This is a genomic window from Paenibacillus sp. V4I7, from assembly GCF_030817275.1.
Taxonomy (GTDB): domain Bacteria; phylum Bacillota; class Bacilli; order Paenibacillales; family NBRC-103111; genus Paenibacillus_E.
Map to the genome: position 1 here is coordinate 4,453,701 of NZ_JAUSZD010000002.1, position 20,410 is coordinate 4,474,110.

Below are 20,410 nucleotides of genomic sequence, written 5' to 3' on the forward strand. Positions count from 1 at the left end.
GACTTTTTATGTTTGAAAAAACCCAAAATCCCCTTTGAGGGAATTTTGGGTTTTCCATTTTATCTTTAGTACACTTTTTTCCACTCCGCAATGTTGGAAGCTTCGAATTTGAACGGATCTCCAAGCATGATTTGGGTACCGTCGCCATCTTTCACAATTTGTTTCTCGCCGAGTCTGCCAGCTTTGAATTTCTCGCCTTCTTTACCCGTTAACGTACCTTTCACCAACGCGTCAGCGGTAAAACCGGCCAAATATCCAACATCAATCGGATTCCACAGGTACATCCATTTACTAACGCCACCTTCGATGTACTGAGCCATCTCACTCGGAAGACCAAGACCTGTCAGCTGTACTTTATCTTTCAGACCTTTATCTGTAAGCACTTTACCCGCTGCAGCGATTCCAACCGTTGTAGGTGAAATAATCCCTTTCAAGTTCGGGAATGATTTCAGCAAAGCTTCTGTCTCGGATACGCTTTTATCGCGAAGATCGTCACCATAGGCCACTTTAACAAGCTTAATCTCTTTGTATTTCGGATCCTCGAGTTCCTTCTTCATCCACTCAATCCATAAATTTTGGTTGGTAGCTTGGGAAGTAGCACTCAGAATCGCGATCTCACCTTTACCGCCAATCATTTCGGAAATGGCTTGCACTTCTACGCGGCCAATACGCTCAGGGTCAGCTTGGTTGATGTGCACCAATCGGCTTTTCGAGTTAACAGCGGAATCAAGGGAAAGAACTTTAATCCCAGCGGTCATCGCTTTTTTCAAAGCAGGCTGAAGCGCGTCCGGATCATTAGCGACGATGGCAATAGAAGCCACTTTCTGCGAGATAAGTTCTTCAATCATTTTGATTTGCGCTTCAGCCGTTGGTTGATCAGGCGCTTTCAGAATCGGCTCGCCGCCAAGCTCGGTAATCGCATTTTTGAAGCCTTCCATTTGCTTTTCGCCATACGGATTTCCTGTATTTTTGAAAATAATGGCATATTTCTTCTTGCCGCCTGCTGAGCTGTCTGCTTGTTTGGCAGCATCTGTCTGTTTAGGATCCGAAGTCGTCGATGCGCAAGCCGCCAAAAGTGTTAACGAGAGCACCGCGGTTAGGCATGTTGCAAGTACTTTTTTCATAAGATTTGAATCCTCCCTTTTTTCTCATATACATTTAAGCATCAGCGTCAAATAGAAATGCACGCCCCAACATACTATACCCGGGTATTCTATAGTTGTGGGTAGATGATGCCGCTACAAGCATCGAAGGTTATGATATCTACAATACTTATAGCGGCATCACCTTATGTGTGTCTTCCGTCTTCGACTACCTCAACTGGTGTATAACCATCACGAAGCCTTACGAAGGTTCTTCTTGTTCCATTTCAATTTCGGTATAATAACCGCGAAAATAAGCAGCAGTCCTATAATAATGAGCAAGACTTGGGCTGGCACATTGACGAGACCTAATCCGTAGCTAAGCATACCAACTAGGAAAACTGCGATAATGGCGCCAATCATTCTGCCCTTGCCTCCTGCGGTAGAAATACCACCAAGGACAACCATGGCAATCACATCCAACTCGTAACCTGTTGCTACATTGGGCCGTGTGCTCCCCATCCGTGAGGTTAAGAAGATCGCGGTTACTGCAGCCATCAGTCCTGTTAGAGCAAAAACAATGACCTTGATTTTATCTACTTGAATCCCTGAAAAGCGCGAAGCGGTCATATTATTACCCATCGCGTATACTCTTCGACCGAATGTTGTCTTATGTAAGAGTAAGGCGAAGACGACGGCGAAGACAATGAAAACTATCAAAATAAAAGGAATGCCCATGACATATTCCCATCCAAAGAAACTGAACCAGTCGGGGAATTGCCCTTTCGCTTGATCTTCCAAGAGCATATAAGCAATTCCGCGATAAATAATCATGGTCGCTAGTGTAATAATGACCGACGACAGCTCTTTAAACTTGACAATAAGAAATCCGTTAACGAGCCCACATATTGTTCCAACTACCAAACAGATGAGCATGGAAAGTCCCATTGGTACACCTTGACTGTACAGATCCGCCATAATGACAGATGATAGTGCGACTGTGGAGGCGACTGAAATATCAATCTCACCAAGAATCATGACAAGCACCATCGGAAGTACGATAAATGCTTTATCGAGAAAGCCCATTGTTGCATCTCTTAAACTATCAACGTTCATATAATAAGGGGACAAGCTGGCATTCAGAATGTTGACCCCTATGAAAATAATGACTAACAGCCATTCCCATTGAAGGAAGAACGTTTTGTAATTAAAATCTCTTTTCGCTTGAATCGTTCTAAGTTCCATAGGCTTAAATCTTCCTCCTCATGAGGTGGTTGCGATCGACGCCCCTCTTAACCAAGGCATTCACAAGCACAGCTATTAAAATAATCGTTCCTTGAATGGCCATCTGCCAGAAAGGAGATACATTAATAAGGGGAAGCGCGTTGTTCAATATTCCAAGTAAAATTGATCCTAAGATAATACCCGAAATTTTGCCTGAACCGCCTGCGATGCTAACGCCTCCCAGTACACATGCAGCAATAACGCTTAACTCGTAACCCGAAGCCGTATCACCTTGAGCGGATGCAAACTTGGATACCCATAACACGCCAGCAAGTCCTGCTAAGCTTCCCATAATGGCATAAACCATCCATAAAATTTTATCGTTGTTGATACCGCTAATTTTGGCAGATTCCGGATTGCTTCCCACGGCATAAATTTGACGGCCTGTTCGCGTATGATTGATGAAGTAGTAAAAAACGATGTAAATGATAATAGCAATAAAGATAAGAGTGTTGATGCCGAAAATAGAACCTGTGGCAATCGCTTTAAAGCTATCAGGCATTTGATGGGCACTCACCCATTTCCCGCCACTAACGGTAAAAGTAAGCCCCCGGATTACGTTCATCATCCCCAGTGTGGCGATGATGGGCAGCACGCCAGTTCTCGAAATAAGAAAACCAATGATGACACCGCTGATCAGACCAACTGATGTACCCAACAGCATAACGACGAGTGGATGTAAGCCCGGAAAGGCGCTAACCGTCATGGATGAGATCATCCCAGATAGAGCGAGTGTTGCCCCTATCGAAAGGTCGATGCCCCTCGTAATTATAACCAGCATCATACCTACGCTTAGTATACTTAGAATGGCTGTGTTCGTAACTAAATCATTGATGTTCTCCAGCGTTAGAAAGCTGTTATTGTTTAATTGCACAATGATCGAAAGAACGATGATGAAAGTCAGCAAGCCGAGTTCACGGAACTTTGCAATGCTGGCGCCAAACGTTTTTCTTTCACCGGCTGGACTGAATGTTCTTTTCTCTATCACTTGGTTGCTCATGTCCTGATTTCCCTCCCCCTTGTTTACTGAAGCAGACACGAGACTTTTATGCTAATTGATCACTCATCGAAGCTTCCAGAATTGCTTCCTGTGTAACCTGTGTTCGATCCAAACGCCCCGTTATTCTACCTTCTCGCATAACAATGATGCGGTCGCTCATCCCAATGACTTCAGGCATATCCGACGAAATCAAAATGATACCGTACCCTTGCGCAGCGAGGTCGTTCATAATTTCATAGATCGCAAACTTGGCTCCCACGTCGACGCCTTTGGTCGGTTCATCCAGAATGAGAACGTCGAGTTCAGCTGTCAGAAGCTTGGCAAATACGACCTTTTGCTGGTTTCCTCCAGATAATGAGCTGACCAAATCATAAATACTTTGAGCTTTAACACTAACCTTTTCGGCTAATGACTTTGAAACTTCCGTTTCTCTGGCTTCGCTCAACCAACCGCCATTAGCATAATGATCAATATTAGATAGCGTAATGTTTCGCCCAATATCCCAATCCAACACTAATCCCTGTTTCTGCCTATCCTCCGGCAAATAACCAATGCCCAGCTTAATCGCGTCTTGTGGATTACGAATGTTCGTTTGTGTTCCTTTCACATAAATGCTCCCTTGATCGGCCTGTTCGATACCAAAAAGGGTTTGGCACACTTCTGTACGTCCCGCTCCAACCAATCCAGTAAGCCCAAGAATTTCTCCTTTGTGCAATTGGAGCGAAATATCTTTGAAATATCCTGTTCGTCCAAGCCCTTCCACCCGAAATACTTCATCACCGATCTTCGCTTCCTTTTTGGGATAGAGCTGTGTAATTTCCCGCCCAACCATAGCGACTATAAGTTTATCAGTTGAAATATCATGCACGCCCCAGGTTCCGATGTATCTAGCATCTCGGAAAACCGTAACTTTACTCGCTAAACGGTACATGTCTTCAAAACGATGCGAGATGAAAATAATCGCAACGCCTCTGTCTCTTAGCTGCTCGGTAATACGGTAGAGTTCCTCGCTCTCCCGCTTCGTGAGGGCAGCTGTCGGTTCATCCATAATAATAATGCGAGCTTCCGTTGACAACGCTTTCGCAATTTCTACAATTTGCTGCTGCGCCACACTTAAAGTCCCCATTTGTGTGCATGGTTCGAAATTCGCTCCCAACGTATCGAGCAATTTTTTCGCTTCCATGTGCATCTCATTCCACAAGATTCTTTTTGTTCGTTTATGTATCCTTTCATGACCCATGAAAATATTTTCCGTCACACTAAGGTCTGGATAGCAGGTCACATGCTGATAAATGGCGGCAATACCGACTTTTTTGGCATCATTCGGATTATTAAACACCACTTTGTTACCGTTTACATAAATGTCACCTTGATCCGGTTGATGAACACCTGTAATCACTTTAATAAAAGTTGACTTCCCTGCGCCATTCTCTCCCATAAGTGCATGAATTTCACCGGCTCGCAGTTGAAAATGCACAAGATCAAGAGCTTTGACTCCTGGAAACGTTTTTGAAATCGCTCTCAATTCAAGAACAAATTCACTCATTGTTATCCCCTACTCGCTTGGATATTCTCTTCTCTGAATAGAATATACCATAGGAATGATTGATTGGCTATACTTTTATGTTTTTTTATTTATTTTTATGTTCTTTTATGATCATTTCATGTAAAAAGCCGCATTCTATGCGGCTCCTTCACTTCCTATCACGCTTATCCGCAGATTATTTGCCCCCTGAAGCATAATACAAAATTTTCTCCTGAGTAGCCTCTTCTCTCTGGAACACGTTGCGTATTTCACCGTTATACATCACGGCAATGCGATCGGACATCCCCATAATTTCCGATAAATCCGATGAAATCATAATAATGGAGGCACCTGAAAGCACAAGCTCATTCATCATGTTATAAATATCGATTTTGGAACCAATATCAATGCCAGCGGTAGGTTCCTCTATGATCATGACTTTCGCATTAGCAAACAACCACTTTGCGAAAATCACTTTCTTTTGTTTACCGCCACTCAAATTATTGACGTTTTCTTCTTCATCTGTTTCAATGTCCAGCCGTTCGATCATGTCTTGCGCAAACCTGCGTTCCTTCTCGGTATTCAGGAAACCAAAACTAGAAATTCGCTCTAGATTAGTTAAGGTAATATTTTCGCCAATTGGTGCGTTATTTAATAAGCCTTCTTCAGTATTAATTCCCGTCATATAGCAAAGCCCATTCTTCTTTGCTTTGTGCGGTGTCATTGATGTGTAAGATTTACCCTGCAGCACCATGCTGCCTTCGAAAGGTCCGTTTATGCCGAATAGTACTTTAGCGAGCGTCCTTCTACCGGAGCCGCTTAGCCCCGTTAATCCGATAATTTCCCCGCGTTTCACATCCAAATTGATGTTGCGAATACGGCCGTAGTAAGACATATTTTCCAAACGAAGTACTTCTTTACCTAGTTTAACCTTGAGCTTAGGAAATCGATCTGCTAGCTCTTTACCGACCATGACTTTAACAAGATCGTTAAGCTCCATATCATTGACACTGCACGTCTGAACGGACTCGCCATCACGAATGACCGTAACTTGATCAGCGATTTGAATAATTTCTTCAATACGGTGAGAGATGTAAATGATTGCGACACCCAGCTTTTTCAGATCGCGAATGACTTTAAATAATGTCTCTATTTCCTGCTCGGTTAACGCAGCCGTAGGCTCATCCATGATAATAATTTTGGCTTTATGGGATAAGGCCTTTATGATTTCCACGAATTTCTGTTGACCCGAGCTTAATGATTTCACAGGTGTTCGCGCATTTATGTTCAAGCCAAAATCATCTAAGTATTTACGTGTTTCACGATATGCCTTATCCCAATCAATTAAACGATTCCATTTCTTAATCGGTTCCCTGCGAATGAATACGTTTTCAGCAATGTCGAGATCTTGAAATAAGCGAATCTCCTGGTAGATCATCGCGATACCCAATTCCTGGGCTTCCTTCGGATTGGGGATCGAAACAAGCTCTCCGTCTATGTATATGCTTCCTTCGTCAGGCTGAAACAAGCCCGCCAATACTTTCATTAGTGTTGATTTACCGGCTCCATTCTCACCAATTAAGGCGTGAACCTGACCCGCATCTGCGCTGAAATCGATTTGGTTCAACACCACATTGTCATTAAACCTCTTCGTTATGCCCTTCATTTGTAAGAAGTTTTCCACCTTATATGCCCCTTTACTTCTCTATAGAATCAGCGTGTAGACAACAGGGATTACCGAAAATCAAAGGTTGTAAAAAGTTTGACGGCTTGCTCAAAGTAATATTTCTTATAATCGTTCGGTAGTTGTGTGTTTGTAATTACTTTCTTAGCCATCGTCAGATCGCCAAGTCTGGCAAAGCCTTTGACATTAAATTTGGAGTAATCCGCAACAATAATGATTTCGCTGGAAATTTTTGCAACCTCCTGCAAAATCATCGCTTCCTCGTAGTGACTAACCGTATAGCCGGAGTCCAACTGCGCACCCTTTACACCTAGAAAAGCTTTGTTCACATAAATGCCTTTGAGCATTTGCAGAGCAAACCCGCCAACAAGCATCGTTGACGATGGTACCAAATCGCCTCCGATGACAATTGTCTTCACACCAGGCGTATCTTTCAATTCAAGACCAATGGCCAAGTCATTCGTTAAAACAGTGATTTTCTTTCCTTTGATATTCCTGGCGATCTCCAGACACGTCGAGCCAGCGCTTAAGAATATGGCTTCTCCATCCTCAATCATTTGAGCTGCGATTTTACCGATCATTCGTTTCTCTTCCACGAATTTCTGATCAGTATCCCCGCTTGAGTCAGAAGGAAGCGAATTCAATTTATCGTTCAATACGGCGCCGCCATATGTCTTAACTAGAAATCCTTTTTGTTCTAGCTTATCTAGGTCTCTACGAATCGTCACTTCCGTAACGGAAAACTTCTCACTGAGCTCGTATACATCGACCCGCTTCTCCGCCAGGAGCAGCTCTTTAATTTTATTCAATCGTTCAATCGCAAACATGATAAAAACCCCTTATAGGTAGGAAGGTACAATGATTATTAGTTGTGTGTATTATATCATGTTTCTTTCGTTTGTGTTCGTTTCCGATAATTTCGCTGTGCTTTGTTAGCGGTACTCCCATCTTGGAGAGTAGTTTCATGCACAAAAAAGGAGGTTCACTCCTCCTTTTTACCGCTTCACGTTATTAAACTCATCATACAGCTTCCAAATTCAACTTTTCGGAGTTAATTTAACTTCTTATTGCTTCTTTAAAGCCGTATTTTGTTTGATAAAATTGACACCCATACGAACCTCATCCAGATGTTGAATGGATGCCTCATACTGATTCGTTAGCACGCACATGAATAAAATATCGATCAAATGAAGCTGAGCGAGCCGGGAAGAAGTTGCGGCGCTGCGGAAGACCTCTTCTTGTTTGGCGGACACGAACAAATTAATGTCAGCAATTTCGCTGATCGGCGATAATCCATAGCTCGTTAAGCTGATCGTTGTTGCGCCTTTCTCCTTGGCTAGCTCCAGGAGTTTACCAACTTCATAGGTCTCTCCCGAGAATGAAATACCTACGACGACATCCTTCTTATTTGACTGTGCGACCAGCATAGCCGAAATATGAAAATCTGTATTCGAAGTTGTCGATCTATTTACACGAACGAACTTCAGCTGCGCATCCTGAGCAATAACAGCAGATGCACCAACACCAAAGAAATGAATACTTTGCGCTCGCTCCAGGGCTTCCACCGCTTTGCCCAATGCCTCATAATTCATGATTTCTGCAGTCTCCTGCAGCGCGCGAACACTATTCGCGGTAACTTTCTGAACAATGGATGGCTGCGGTTCGTCCGGTTCAAAGTCAGTAAAGCCGACTTCATTTGAATTCCGCATATCTCCGGCTACTCTAAGTTTCAATTCCTGAAATCCACTGAGTCCAAGTGATTTACACAGCCGAATAACCGCAGAAGCGCTTGTAGAGCTTAATTCTCCTAACTCATTGGCCGTACAACGAATCGCCTCATGGGGATTTTCAATGATATATAAGGCAATCTTTCGCTCAGACGGTGGCAATTGCTCCGCGATTTCCTGCAGCATGATTAAGCCCCCCGAAAGCGACTGGGCAAGATGATTGTCTGCCATGAATTCCACTCCCTTCGTACTGACCGATTATCCTTTTACAGCTCCTTCAATCATACCACGTACGATGTGCCTTTGGAAAAAAGCATACAAGATCATCACAGGTATCATAGAAACCGAAAGTCCTGCAAATAAAAAAAAGAGGAGCCAAAGCCCCCCTTTTCCTTATTCGTAGACGTTTACCATTTGTCGCGAATCCTATTCGTTGTGGCCTCTGCTTACTTTTCTATAACTTTCCAGATTGGTCATGAGGAACCGTAACAGTTGCTGAAGCGGAAGTTATGTTACCTGCCTGATCAAAAGCCGTATAGGTGATAGTGTATATGCGTCCATTACCTTTGCCGGATCTTTCAGCACGAAGCATATATTCAGTATCCAACATACCAATTTCTGCACCTTGAATGTCGGTTGACGTATGACCATCCCCTGGTCCATTGTCCGACTCGCTGCTTGTAATGGATGCAAGCAAAACGGATGCGATTCCAGAAAGGTTATCATTGGCATACACTGAAGCGTTTACCGTATTCATTTGATGATTAGCCAGCCACAAAGCAGTTTTATCCAAAATGACATTAAGCGTTGGGGCCATCTTATCCAATTGCACGACCGCGGTATGTGGAGATTCAACATTACCTTCCTTGTCAACGCTCCAGTAAGAGATGGTGTGACTGCCTTCTGTTGTGATGGTAACGGAAGTGCCTTGCTGCTCGATACCGCCGTTCACCGTGTAGAAGGTTCCAGCTACACCTGAGCCGCCGTCGCCTGGAGTGAGCGTTACCGTGACATCATGATTGACCCAGCCGGCAGGTGCATTATCGATCGTTGCTGCTGGTATATACGTTGGTTTCTCAATAATAAGCACAGGACGATAATTCGCCGTGGCGTTCTCTTTGGAAGCGTAAATGACATCGCCTGTGGAACCCTGATTCGTGGTCGCCATAATACGGATCGAGAACGTTTTATCCGTCGATATTGCATCGTAAACCGCACCCGTCACATCGAATTCGACCGGCGTCCCGACGGTCGGCGCCGTCCAATTCGCTAGTAGTGTTCCGACACCCGGCTGGTTATTCCAAGTCATACCTGTTTCCGACCAAGAATCGTTCGTTGCTATATTCGCCTGCTGTGAGATGCCGCTTTTGCCGATAGAAGTAGGCACAAGCCTTATTTTCGCCGACTTGATCAAGCCGGTGAAGGAGGACAAGTCAAACTTTAAGAAGGACTGTCTGTTAAAACCAGTACCGTCATTTTTGACAACGAGCGAAGGATCCGTACCATTATTCGTATTCGCATATGAACCGTTGCGCACATACGTATCCGCTGTTGGGGCAAAAGAAACCATATCAGGGAGCGTGATCGACAATTCGCCCGACGGAGCGCTTTCCCCAGAACCGTTTACGGCCTTCACTATGAAATAATACGTAGCCTTGTTCGTCAACCCCGTTACCGTGTAACTGGTTTCGCCTGCGCTTACAGCAGACACATCTACTGAATTCGTATAGCTTCCGGCAGTCGTTCCGTAATAAACCCGGTAGCCGGCAGCTCCCGTATACCCGCTCCATTTCAGCGTGGCGGAGCCGTCACCTTTCGTTACTTCTATTAACTGAGGTGCTGCTGACGTAGTCGGTTGACCTATGTTCAGCTTAGCCAGGAACGTTTTGCCAATTGAACCCCCTGCCTTCACTTCCAGCTTAGTTGTAGGAGCAAACTGCTTCACAGTTATCCCCGAATCTAGCCCAATGACACCGGTTGTTGCTCGGTGAAGCTCGATTTCAATCGTTCCTGTATTGGATTGCGTCGGATCGGAAATGCCGATTTGCAGCTCGTTTCCGCTTTCGACTACAGTCACGGATGCTTTTTTGTTGCTGGTCAGGTAATCATTACCGTCCACTTGTATCGTTTGGGCGGAATCTGTCCAAAAGTTCGCTCCGACCGCATTCGCTTCCGTATCCTTTACAGCCTGCACAGTCCCCGTGTTTTTGAGAACGTTAAAACCCGGATTCGATGCATAGGCAGCAGCCTCAGCCGCTGTTTTACCCGGAAGCACGGCATACGCATAGGAGGCTTGCGTCGGATTAACGCCGTGATTCAGCGACAAACTCGCATAATCTGCGGTCAATACGTTTGTGCTTGTTCCTGTATAAATATCATTCCAAGAACCAGTACGCGTCTCCCGAAGTCCGTTCACAGTAGCGCCTCCAGGGAAAACATAAGCGATATCGGAACCGGGTACGCTTCCCGCCAAATGCGCCCATTGGGCGCCTGTCATCGCTTCCGACCAACCGATTGTAGAGGGCTTCGCTATTCCGTCTACCGTTAACGTATTTGTGCCGCCTGCGTTCAGCTTGCGATTCTCAACGATTGTTTCCACTGTGCGGCCGCCTGTGCTCGTAATATCGGAGCCCAGAGCAATATACGTATCGCCGAATAAGAACCAAGACTTTTTGCCAGATAATGGAGTCCCTGTATTGCTCGACATTGAGAACTGCATGCCGACTGACCCGTACGGACCGTCTACCGACGAACCTCCTGCCCAATTCGATGTATTGAACTTGAAGGAGCTTAACGTACCCGTTGACCCGTCCGTCGTCGTGCCCGGCAAACGAACCGCGTTCACGGTCGGCCAATAGGCACCGTTAAACTGGGTTTGGTCCGAATTGTATAAATAGGCGGCTCCGGCTCCTTGCCACCAAGGCTTTTTATTTTCACCGGGTGTGCCATATTCAAATGCGGAAATGCGCGTCGAGAACAACCCTAGCGCCAACCCGAAATTCGGGCGCAAATGCAAGGCGCGATCCATCCCGGCAAACACATGTGTTTCCAGCAATTCCGCAGCCGGAACTACGGAGGAATCGTTGATTAACGCCTTGATTTTACCAATATTGAAGATCGAAAGACCTTCTGTATAGCTTGCGAATGTCGTATCCGAAGCAATCTGGCCTTTGGCGATTTGCCGGATCGTTGCTGCATCTTGTGCGTTCATTCCATCCGCCAGCAGCACAAGCGAGGAAATGATCCCTCGGCCCATTTGATGATCCTGCTGCGTTTCCCGTGCAATCGCCCGACCTCGTACCGTATCCATCATCGCCCCTTTGTACAGAAACGGCTGATACGCTTCTGTCACCCAGCGAATGACGTTGGCAAGATTCGGATCGGTGACATTCCAACTTGAACCTCCTAGCAAATACATCAGTTTGGCCATATCACCAATCAGCACCGCACCGTAGCTTCCCGTATATGCGACATAATCGTGCTGAATGAACGAGCCGTCTTCGTAAAAGCCGTCTCCGTCCTTTACATATAATAGAACTTGACTGATCGCATCCCGTCCCTGGGCAAGCTTGGTGCTCGACTTTGTGACGACGCCACGCAGAGAGACGATTAGTGCTTTATCTAAACGGTTCGCCCCGGTTTCCTTAAGCGACGGGGAATTCGTACGATAAGTCGGATCCGGTACGAATTTATCCAACGCTTTCGTATAGTTGGTCGTTTGCGTAGCGGACATTTGATCGTAGATCAAAACCATCGCGTCGGTCAAGTTCAGCGGAACGCCGATTTCCCAGTCCCACCAGTTGCCTGATTCGCCCTTCGTCTCGTTATATTTGTTCGCGTACATCCAATCCAAGCCGCTAAGGATATCGGCTGCCAAACTTGTATTTCCGTATAACGACGAACCAGTTGTTGCATACGCCAGCGCCATTTCCTTCAACCGAACGTAGTTGGAGGAAATCGTGCTGGATGCGCTCCAGCCCGCCAAGTCGTTCCACAAATACGTACGTCCCGCAGTTTTGTTCATCGACAACCAGTAGCTGTTCGCGTTCGTTTCGATTTGGTCGATTTTCACCGCAATTTCCGGATCCGATACGTTTATTGCTGAACCCCCTGTCAAATACGTCTTCCATCTATCCCTAAGCAAATCATACTCATCGGCTGCGCTAGCCGATTGTGCCGGCCCCAACAAAAGCATGAACGAATACATCAGAAGACATGTAATCAGCGAATACACGACGAATTTCTTAAATAGAAAGTTCATTAACGTTCCCCTCCACCAACTAATTTGATAATTATTCAATTACTTTCCAGTTTGGTCATGAGGAACCGTAACGGTTGATGAAGCGGAAGTCCTATTGCCTGCCTGATCAAAAGCCGTATAGGTGATGGTGTAAATGCGTCCATTACCTTTGCCAGATCTTTCAGCACGGAGCATAAATTCAGTATCCAAATTGCCAATTTCTGCACCTTGAATGTCGGTCGACGAATTACCATCTCCTGATCCATTGTCCGACTCGTTGCTTGTAATGGAAGTAAGCAAGATGGATGCGATTCCTGAATGGCTATCATTGGCATACACGGACGCACTTACCGTAATCATTTGGTGGTTTGCCGGCCACAAAACAGGTTTATCCAAAACGACATTAAACGTTGGGACCGTCTTATCCACTTGCACAATCGCGGTATGTGGAGATTCAACATTACCTGCCTTGTCAACGCTCCAGTAAGAGATGGTGTGACTGCCTTCTACTGTGATGGAAACGGAAGTGCCTTGTTGCTCGATACCGCCGTCCACCGCATAGAAGGTGCCCGCTAAGCCTGAGCCGCTGTCGCTGGCATTGAAAGTAACCGTAACGTCGCTGTTCACCCAGCCAGCAGGAGCATTATCCGAAGTTGTTGGAGCTGTCTTATCGATTTGCACGACCGGCACTTCCACGATCAGCAGATTGTCGATGATAAACGGGTTGGGGTTATCGCTCGGCGCCGGGGTGTCGCCGTTTCGCAAAATACCGAACCAAGTCTGGTCGGATGTGCTCACGAACTCGTACTCATAATATCCTCTCCAGTTTGGAACCGCTGTCTTAATGTCGGTGTTGCGGTAGGTGCCGTTGGCAGCCCAGCCTTCGGGCATCGCGGTTATTGGCACGCCGTCGTCCGACCGGTTCGACTTAACGTTGTTGAAGTACGGGCCCATCGTGCCTTGCAGATAATCGTAGTGCTGGAGTCCTGTAAATTCCACGGTTGTCGAAGAAGCTCTCTGACTCATTGTCCCGTTCATACCACTCCCGAGCACAAAGGCGAAGATGCCGTTTACGCCGGTCTGGTAGTCAAAGCTGATACGGTATGTCTTGCCCTCTTCAAACCGGAGGCTCTGGGGTGTGGTCTGGTACATGATGCCCGCGCTTCCAGTGATATTAGAGAATGAGGTATTGCCGTCCACAACCAGATCAACCGGGATGGTCGTGGTATCCCACCACTGGCCAGTAACGGTATTACCCGCTTGGTCTTTCGTGGGCTGCACAAAGTTTCTTACGCTTTCTGGCGCGTTATCGCCCCAATCGGGTACAGTATTGTTTTGCGTATAGGGTTCATGACGGCGCTGCATGATCGTTCTGGCTTCGCGAAACCCACCGCCGTTGCCAAGGTTAAAGGGGAAGAAGCCCTCAAAGGTGGGTTTGTTGATGGCCGTACCCGCTTCAGTCGTTCCGTCCGGCGAGGATTCGAAATCCTGATACAGGATCGTTTTCCCGTCGGTCACCGGAGTCTTCGGCGTAGGAGTGGCAGTCTTGTACACGCGCATGTTGTCAAATCGCACCTCGCCCTCGCCCGCTGCGGCGTGCAGCCGGATTGTCGCCGTGGGTGCGTCCGCGGTGAATACGACGCGCATACGGAGCATACCGGTTTTTTCTTTGGAGTCATAGCGGTCATAGTTAAGCAAGATGGAAGAATCTGTATAATTGGAGAACGTATCTCCGTCTGTATCCACTATGAGGGACGCCTTACGCGTTTTGCCACGCTGCACCTCCACCATAACCGAAACGGCGTACTCGTCGCCGGGCGTCAGGCCGGTGATTGTCTGGCTGACCTCCGTTTCGTTACTGTCATTGACCGCAAGCTCCCAGTTGCGGCTTCTGCCGTGGTTGTCGGCATTCGAGTTAAGCTCCACTGCGGCTCCGCCCGTGGTGAAAAGAGGCATATTTGTGTTGTCGTTACGCACTACTTCGGGATTGCCATTTATCGTATTCCAACCTTTGAGGCTGCCGGTGCTGAAGCCGGGGTTATACACGTACTGCCCCCCGCCGAATTCGACGTCCACATCCATATCCTGCTGTTCTTTGTACACCACGTACGGGGTTCTTGCATCCGTATTTAAAGTAACTTTTCCATTCTCCACCGTCAGAACCTGTTCAGAAATCTTGCCCAGGTCGGACAACTTATACATATAGACGGTCTCGAGGTCCAGCCATCTGTCGGGCAGCTCCCAGGTCGTACTGCCGCCGTCATCGTTCCAATGGTATAGTTTGATCTCCTTCTCTTCTTGTTCATCAAGCTTTTGCATGTCGCCCTCGTCCCACGGTATCAGGTACTTGGTGGAACCTTGATCGGTGCCTATTGTGTTGACCTGCTCGTAAATCTTCTTTCCGTCTTTTTCGATGATACGTTTGCTGTTTCTTGTTTCGTTATTGGGGTTCTCATGACCCTCTGCATAAACCTTCACATCTCCGTTATTAAACTCGATGTAGTCCGCCCAGCCATCCTTATCCTTTTCCATGCGCGTAATGGGGAAGTGCTGCATGAACTTAGTGGGGATGTTGTTGCGATAGATTTTCTCAACAATCGAGTCATATTCGTTGATGCCGTTGTGCACCCAGCCCTCGTAGGAGGTCGTATCGGCGCCCATCAGCAAGAAGGCGCTGTTCGGCACTCGGGTTTCCTCAATGTCGGCCTTCCAGTTGTCGGTCGTGTAGTTATCCCAGCGGTCTTTGGTGTCGTTGAAGATAAACCGGGCAATATCGCTGGAGTATCCCTTGAGCGACGCGGGGCTGTAGCTCTTCTCCACGGACCAGTGCGCCCACGCGGCAGATTCCTCTGCGACGTACGGCCACTCCACGAAGTACGCAAGGCCGTTATCCTCGTAATCCCGCGCCAAGGCGTTTCCGCGCCAGCCGTTATGGGAGTACACATCGCTGTAAATGAAGCCCAGATCCGGTATATCGGTTTTAAAACGATTCATGCGCTCAAAACGGCTTTTTTCCTGACTTGCCTCATTCTCATTATATCGGGTCAGCGCATCCATCTGGTCGTCGATCACATAGGCTTGGTGCAGGTAGTAACCAAACGCTACATAACCTTTGCTTCGCGGGGTAATTCCGTCGGCTTGCATTTCCACGTTTTCATAGCTGAACTGGTCAACCTTCGCGAAATACTCCGTAAAGTTGGTGTGGACACCGACAAAGCTGTTGTACTGTTTGGTCGTAATGTCGACAAATTTCCGGAACTCGTCCAAGCCACCCAGTTGGTCATCGTAGACGCTGAAGTCGCCCCAGTTGCCTGCGTTATGGTATTTTTGCAGGATGATTTGTCCCAAGCCGTCCGTATGCAGCGAGATCCGCTTGGTCTCGTCCACCGATGCCAGATACGGGTAGTTGGTTTCGTTGCCCTGTGACATAATAAGCCGTTGTACGACCGCGTCGGCAATTTTGTCCGAGCCGACCGCCACTTTAGCGACACTGCGGAACTCATTGGTCGCATCCTGCCAGTTAACGATGCCGTCGTCGTTGTTTTCTTCCGCCAGCACGACCCAGACATGCGGCATATCCCTTTCGTAGGGTTCATCTGTATACGTTCTGGTTATTAAGGCTTGCGCTTCTCCGTATATACCCTCATAGTCAATAAATTTCTTGGTCGCATCAGGGAATCGCCATACCCAAGAGCCGCTGAGCAGACTCGTGGTGACCAGCGAGTCGTTTCGCTTGGTGTCAGCGAATACGCGTCTTGCCACGCTGCCGTCAGTCAACCCGAAGGCGTTGCTCTTGATGCCGGCGGCCACGCTGCCGTTGGACACAAAGGCGTAGTTATAATAATCGGAGCCAGTCAACATATCTCCTATATTGAAGAAACTGTCGCCGCTCCTTCCGATGTTGCTTTCCATTTTGGAACCGGCAAATGAGGAGCCGGTACTAAAATTGCTGACAGTTACCGGATTATGATCAGGTATTTCGATTGTGAAAATGCGGTTGGCCGGATTCTCATTAATCTCGATAAAATCAAACTTGAGCACCATACCCTCCACCGTCACCTTGATCTTGATTTCCGCGTTCAACTCGGTCACTTTTAAGGTATAGATAACATGCTGGCTACCGTCTGCGTTCAGGATTGGCTCACCGGTTGTAACGACGGGCTTGTAGTCCTTAACCGTTGAACCTGTCAACCCCTGGGACGTATTTAAGCTGTATGTCATGCCGGTCGTCAGTCTGAGGGTGTCCAGCTTGGTGCGGTTGCCATCGATCTTCGCGCCGCTGGCCTTCATCTCATACTGAATGGCGCGGGGGAAGTCTCTATCCAGATAGACCTTCATTTTATTGTTCTCGATGCTGAACACGCTATTGTTTTGTGCAACCGTCACCGTCCCGGTTGATTTAACCTCCGAATTGTATATGGAAGTCGCCGTAACCGTTGTTTCACCGACATTTTCTCCGACCACCAGGTTACCGTACACGGACACAATGTCGGTGTTGGCGGCTGTCCACTCAAAGGCCGGCGTAGCGTTCGCGGGGACAGTTGTATAATTCAGCGTTGTCTGGTCCTGATGATTCACGCTGGCGGGAGTGGACAGTGTAACAGATGACGGCGGAATCACCACGTTCTCGGTGACCGTCAAGCTGTTAAAGCGCCCGACGGCGTCCTTCGGATTGACGATCGTCGCGGATGCCGATTGTATCACCGGGTTCCAGATACACCGTAACGATGTTCGACTGTTCAGTACTGGCGAGGCTGGACGTTGTCCTCGTAAATAATGTGCCAGCAAGCTGGCCGTTCACAAGCAGCCCCAATTGGCCGCTCGCCTGAGAGCTGCCTTTCGCATAGTTCAGGGTGATGTCATACAATCCAGGCTTATCCACGACGGCATCGGGCACGTCGATTCCAATAGACGAGCCGACCGGGACGTAGTCCATCGTATCCACAAACCCGTTGCCTACCCTGATCCCTCCGCTCAGCCCGGATAACGCGATCGGGATGTTCTCCGGGACTTCATTGGCGTTGCTATTCCGTACCACTGCCGGTGGGTCAAACACATTGTTTTCCGTATCCCACAGCGAGACTTGGGCGGTTTTCAGCCTAATCTCGTCTTCGTTATTCTTTACGTACAGGTTGTACTTAAACGTACCGCCGGTACCAGTGGACGTAATGACGACGTCCCCAGCCTTGATCGTCTGAATCCTTCCAGTCACAGAATCCACCGTCGCAATCTCCGGGTTACTGCTGGTCCAGGTGAGCGGGAAGGTCACGGGCTCCGGAATAATGATCTCATTGCCCGTCAGGAGGTAGAAGTTGCGGTTGAAGGAGTCGTATGTGTAGGACTGATCCACCTCCCAGACGGAGATATAGTCGATATTTACAAGGCCTCTGTCTGGATAGTCCACTACGTCAAGACTGGAGGTGTCGAGCACCAGAGAAATGGTGTCGCCCTCTTTCAGATCCATCGTCCAAATGTCGGACTCAACAAACACAAGCTCGCTGTCCCTGCCAGCGAGGGGAATACGGTAATTGCCAGGCGTTTTCGGAGAGCCGTTTTCATTTTTTTCGACCTGGTCGTAGTTTACATATACGCTGATATAGTCCTCAATTTCGTAATTGACACGGGAGAACTTCAGCATGAATCCGTATTCACCGTCTTTGTGAATAGTAAAAGGGAACGTGACGCCGGCACCGGGCTTCGCCCTATAGGTTTGGGGGTCGCTGCCGGTGTGGAAGCCGCCCAGGACAGATCTGTCGTTCGGCTGACCGGCCGGAGGCGACGAGTAGCTGCCGTTCGGGTAAGTCGTGCCGTTGGTAGTGTTGCCCAGGTTTGTGCGAACTACGTTGCCGCCGAACTTATCCGCGTATGCGGCCTTGTAGATGCCGTTAGCACGCGGGATAAGCGCAAGAGCTTCATACGCGTTGCTCAGGTTGCTCAATGCAGTATTGAGCGTTTCCGCCGTCGCTGTATCGTCGAGAAGCAAGTCTTTCGCCTCGGCCAGCGCCGTGGCAAACAGCACCCATGTAGCTGGGGTGTAGCGGTCCTCTTTAAGGCCACGCCCCTCAATGGTCGTGTTCAGCTCTTGAAGCGCTTTCCTCGCCCTGCTCTCATCAGTGCCCAGATCGAGCGTCGCTCTGCCTCCGCCGTTGTTGATCGTGAGCTTTATGTTAGAATTGGTGCCATTGACATATATGTCATATATGCCGTCATTCAACTTTTCATTAAAGATAACCTTGTAGCCGTTCTTGACGCCGGTAGCCTTTACGTCGCTATCTTGCACCAATGTGAACTCCATTCCATTGATGTCAGGATGCGGTTCACCATCCAGAAGAACCATCAGCTCCGGCTTCTTGGATACTGCTATATTCTCAATCCACATTTGCCTTGTAATCCCGTTATTGCCTGAGTTCCTTGTATCAAGCACCCGGAGTTCGGCAATGTTTACAGGGTCTTTTGCCCTGAATGCAAAGTCTTTGGCAACCTCGATTTCCGTGCCGCCTTCCGGCGTTACCCAGACGCTGTATGTTTTCGTGGTCATATCAATCGTAGTTTTTACATGATATATTTTATTTACCTCTAAACGGGAGATTTTATCAGCACCCCAAGCCGTGCCGTTATATGCGCCAATACCCGTATTGAACCGCACAAGGGCGTTCATGTTGACGACATCCGCATTCGCTGCTGCACTACCGTGAACTAAGGAGACAGCTGTGTTCGGACTGGTCACCGTTGTGACATAGTCGAACTGAACCGTCATTTGTCCACTAGTCAAAACCTCCGGCAACTTCATGTATGCTTTTGGGGCATCTGTGCTGTTTCTGCCCGCAGCATACAACCGCAGACCTCCCCTCACGGTGCAGAGCACATCAATCTTTCTGTCCAGATTGTTAATCGTGAGCGTGTCGGTGGTTTGATTGTTTGCGCCGTCACCGCTCCATTTGTACGAATATCCGGCTTCGAGCACGTCCGACGGCGATAACCCGCCCCCCCTTCCTTCAGCGGTAATCACCAGCGTTTTGCCGCCGAGAACCACAGCGCCGCTGGCAATGAAGTTGTCGTTGTATTTAGCGATGATAGCTGAGCCATTAGACGCACCAGCATCCTCTGCCCTGAATTTAACCGTGTAGTAGTTAAGCGTTTTGGCAGTGGTTCCAGAGACGGCAACCGTTTCGCCGGTGTCGTCGCTGCCGTCAAAAATATTATATGTGCCGTCGTAAACGTCAAATGTAACCGTGCCGCCAATGTCGGAACCGTTATCAATTATTTCCCCATTCTGCCGCAGCGTGAACGTTTTGCCATGCCCGTCAAACAGCTGGCCGTCTTTGTTGATGGTAAACATTACGTTGTAAGCGCTTACGGATAGCGGCTGTGTTACGGTTAAATTCACGGTTACACGGTAGTACTTGACATTCGTTTCATCCTGCGAGATGACTTTGATGTACACATCGTTTTCTCCCGCATTGAGAGAAATTGTATTCTGGTTTGCACTGAAATTAGAGTCATCGTACAGCTCAACCGCCGCGGTGGAAGAAGCAACGATATCATCCGTCGTAATCTGGGGTTTCAAAACGCTGACGTTGGCGGTGATCGGATTGCTTTGTTGTCCGTCTCCTCCGCCCGGCTCGAGCGTCTCCCCCGCCACGCTGATCAGCTCAGCCTCGGATCCATCTGGGTCGGCAGCATATGCTGTCAATGGCGCAAGGTTGTCGCCGATTACCGACAGCATCATGACCAAAACCAATATTATGCTCAGACTCCTGCGTTTCATTTTGCTCACAGTTATTCCCTCCTTAAAAATATATCAGATCGTAGTAGGACAAAGCAGCGGTTTTTGCCCATACGACACGTCCAGAATGACGCCCGTCGTG

The 20,410-nt window shown here is 47.9% G+C and carries 10 protein-coding genes; all 10 read right to left on the reverse strand.

The window, feature by feature from the left end; all coding sequences use genetic code 11:
• Positions 1-65 precede the first annotated feature (65 nt).
• The 10 genes from rhaS to QFZ80_RS21670 all read right to left on the reverse strand — a co-directional run bounded on the left by rhaS (position 66) and on the right by QFZ80_RS21670 (position 20,319).
• A complete protein-coding gene (gene rhaS, locus QFZ80_RS21620; protein WP_307554285.1) occupies positions 66-1,124 on the reverse strand; it encodes a rhamnose ABC transporter substrate-binding protein in 1,059 nt (352 codons plus the stop codon).
• Between the two features lie 210 nt (positions 1,125-1,334).
• The gene (locus QFZ80_RS21625) at positions 1,335-2,327 is read right to left on the reverse strand and encodes an ABC transporter permease (protein ID WP_307554283.1); all 993 of its coding nucleotides are present in this window, start codon (positions 2,325-2,327) and stop codon (positions 1,335-1,337) included.
• Positions 2,328-2,331: 4 nt separating this feature from the next.
• Complete coding sequence (locus QFZ80_RS21630) at positions 2,332-3,366, reverse strand: ABC transporter permease (protein ID WP_307445110.1); 1,035 nt, start codon at positions 3,364-3,366, stop codon at positions 2,332-2,334.
• A 46-nt stretch (positions 3,367-3,412) separates the two neighbouring features.
• The gene (locus tag QFZ80_RS21635; RefSeq protein ID WP_307560921.1) at positions 3,413-4,912 is read right to left on the reverse strand and encodes a sugar ABC transporter ATP-binding protein; all 1,500 of its coding nucleotides are present in this window, start codon (positions 4,910-4,912) and stop codon (positions 3,413-3,415) included.
• Between the two features lie 175 nt (positions 4,913-5,087).
• Positions 5,088-6,575, reverse strand: coding sequence for a sugar ABC transporter ATP-binding protein (locus QFZ80_RS21640; protein WP_307554279.1), 1,488 nt, complete (start codon positions 6,573-6,575; stop codon positions 5,088-5,090).
• 50 nt (positions 6,576-6,625) lie between these two features.
• Positions 6,626-7,402, reverse strand: coding sequence for a DeoR/GlpR family DNA-binding transcription regulator (locus QFZ80_RS21645; RefSeq protein ID WP_307554276.1), 777 nt, complete (start codon positions 7,400-7,402; stop codon positions 6,626-6,628).
• Positions 7,403-7,639: 237 nt separating this feature from the next.
• Positions 7,640-8,533 carry a MurR/RpiR family transcriptional regulator gene (locus QFZ80_RS21650; protein WP_307554274.1) on the reverse strand — a complete coding sequence of 298 codons (894 nt, stop codon included), beginning with the start codon at positions 8,531-8,533 and terminating at the stop codon, positions 7,640-7,642.
• Positions 8,534-8,756: 223 nt separating this feature from the next.
• Entirely contained in the window at positions 8,757-12,563 is a 3,807-nt protein-coding gene (locus QFZ80_RS21660) for a polysaccharide lyase family 8 super-sandwich domain-containing protein (RefSeq protein WP_307560923.1), read from the reverse strand.
• Between the two features lie 39 nt (positions 12,564-12,602).
• Entirely contained in the window at positions 12,603-17,246 is a 4,644-nt protein-coding gene (locus tag QFZ80_RS21665; protein WP_307560925.1) for an endo-alpha-N-acetylgalactosaminidase family protein, read from the reverse strand.
• Positions 17,188-20,319 (reverse strand): Ig-like domain-containing protein, encoded by a 3,132-nt coding sequence (locus QFZ80_RS21670; RefSeq protein ID WP_307560928.1) that lies wholly within the window; start codon positions 20,317-20,319, stop codon positions 17,188-17,190. The genes QFZ80_RS21665 and QFZ80_RS21670 overlap by 59 nt, the downstream gene beginning before the upstream one ends.
• Between the last annotated feature and the right edge of the window lie 91 nt (positions 20,320-20,410).

Coding starts and splice junctions, on each gene's coding strand:
- rhaS (WP_307554285.1), bottom strand. CDS start 1,124: ATGAAAAAAGTACTTGCAACATGCCTAACCGCGGTGCTCTCGTTAACA.
- QFZ80_RS21630 (WP_307445110.1), bottom strand. CDS start 3,366: ATGAGCAACCAAGTGATAGAGAAAAGAACATTCAGTCCAGCCGGTGAA.
- QFZ80_RS21660 (WP_307560923.1), bottom strand. CDS start 12,563: ATGAACTTTCTATTTAAGAAATTCGTCGTGTATTCGCTGATTACATGT.
- QFZ80_RS21645 (WP_307554276.1), bottom strand. CDS start 7,402: ATGTTTGCGATTGAACGATTGAATAAAATTAAAGAGCTGCTCCTGGCG.
- QFZ80_RS21635 (WP_307560921.1), bottom strand. CDS start 4,912: ATGAGTGAATTTGTTCTTGAATTGAGAGCGATTTCAAAAACGTTTCCA.
- QFZ80_RS21650 (WP_307554274.1), bottom strand. CDS start 8,533: ATGGCAGACAATCATCTTGCCCAGTCGCTTTCGGGGGGCTTAATCATG.
- QFZ80_RS21625 (WP_307554283.1), bottom strand. CDS start 2,327: ATGGAACTTAGAACGATTCAAGCGAAAAGAGATTTTAATTACAAAACG.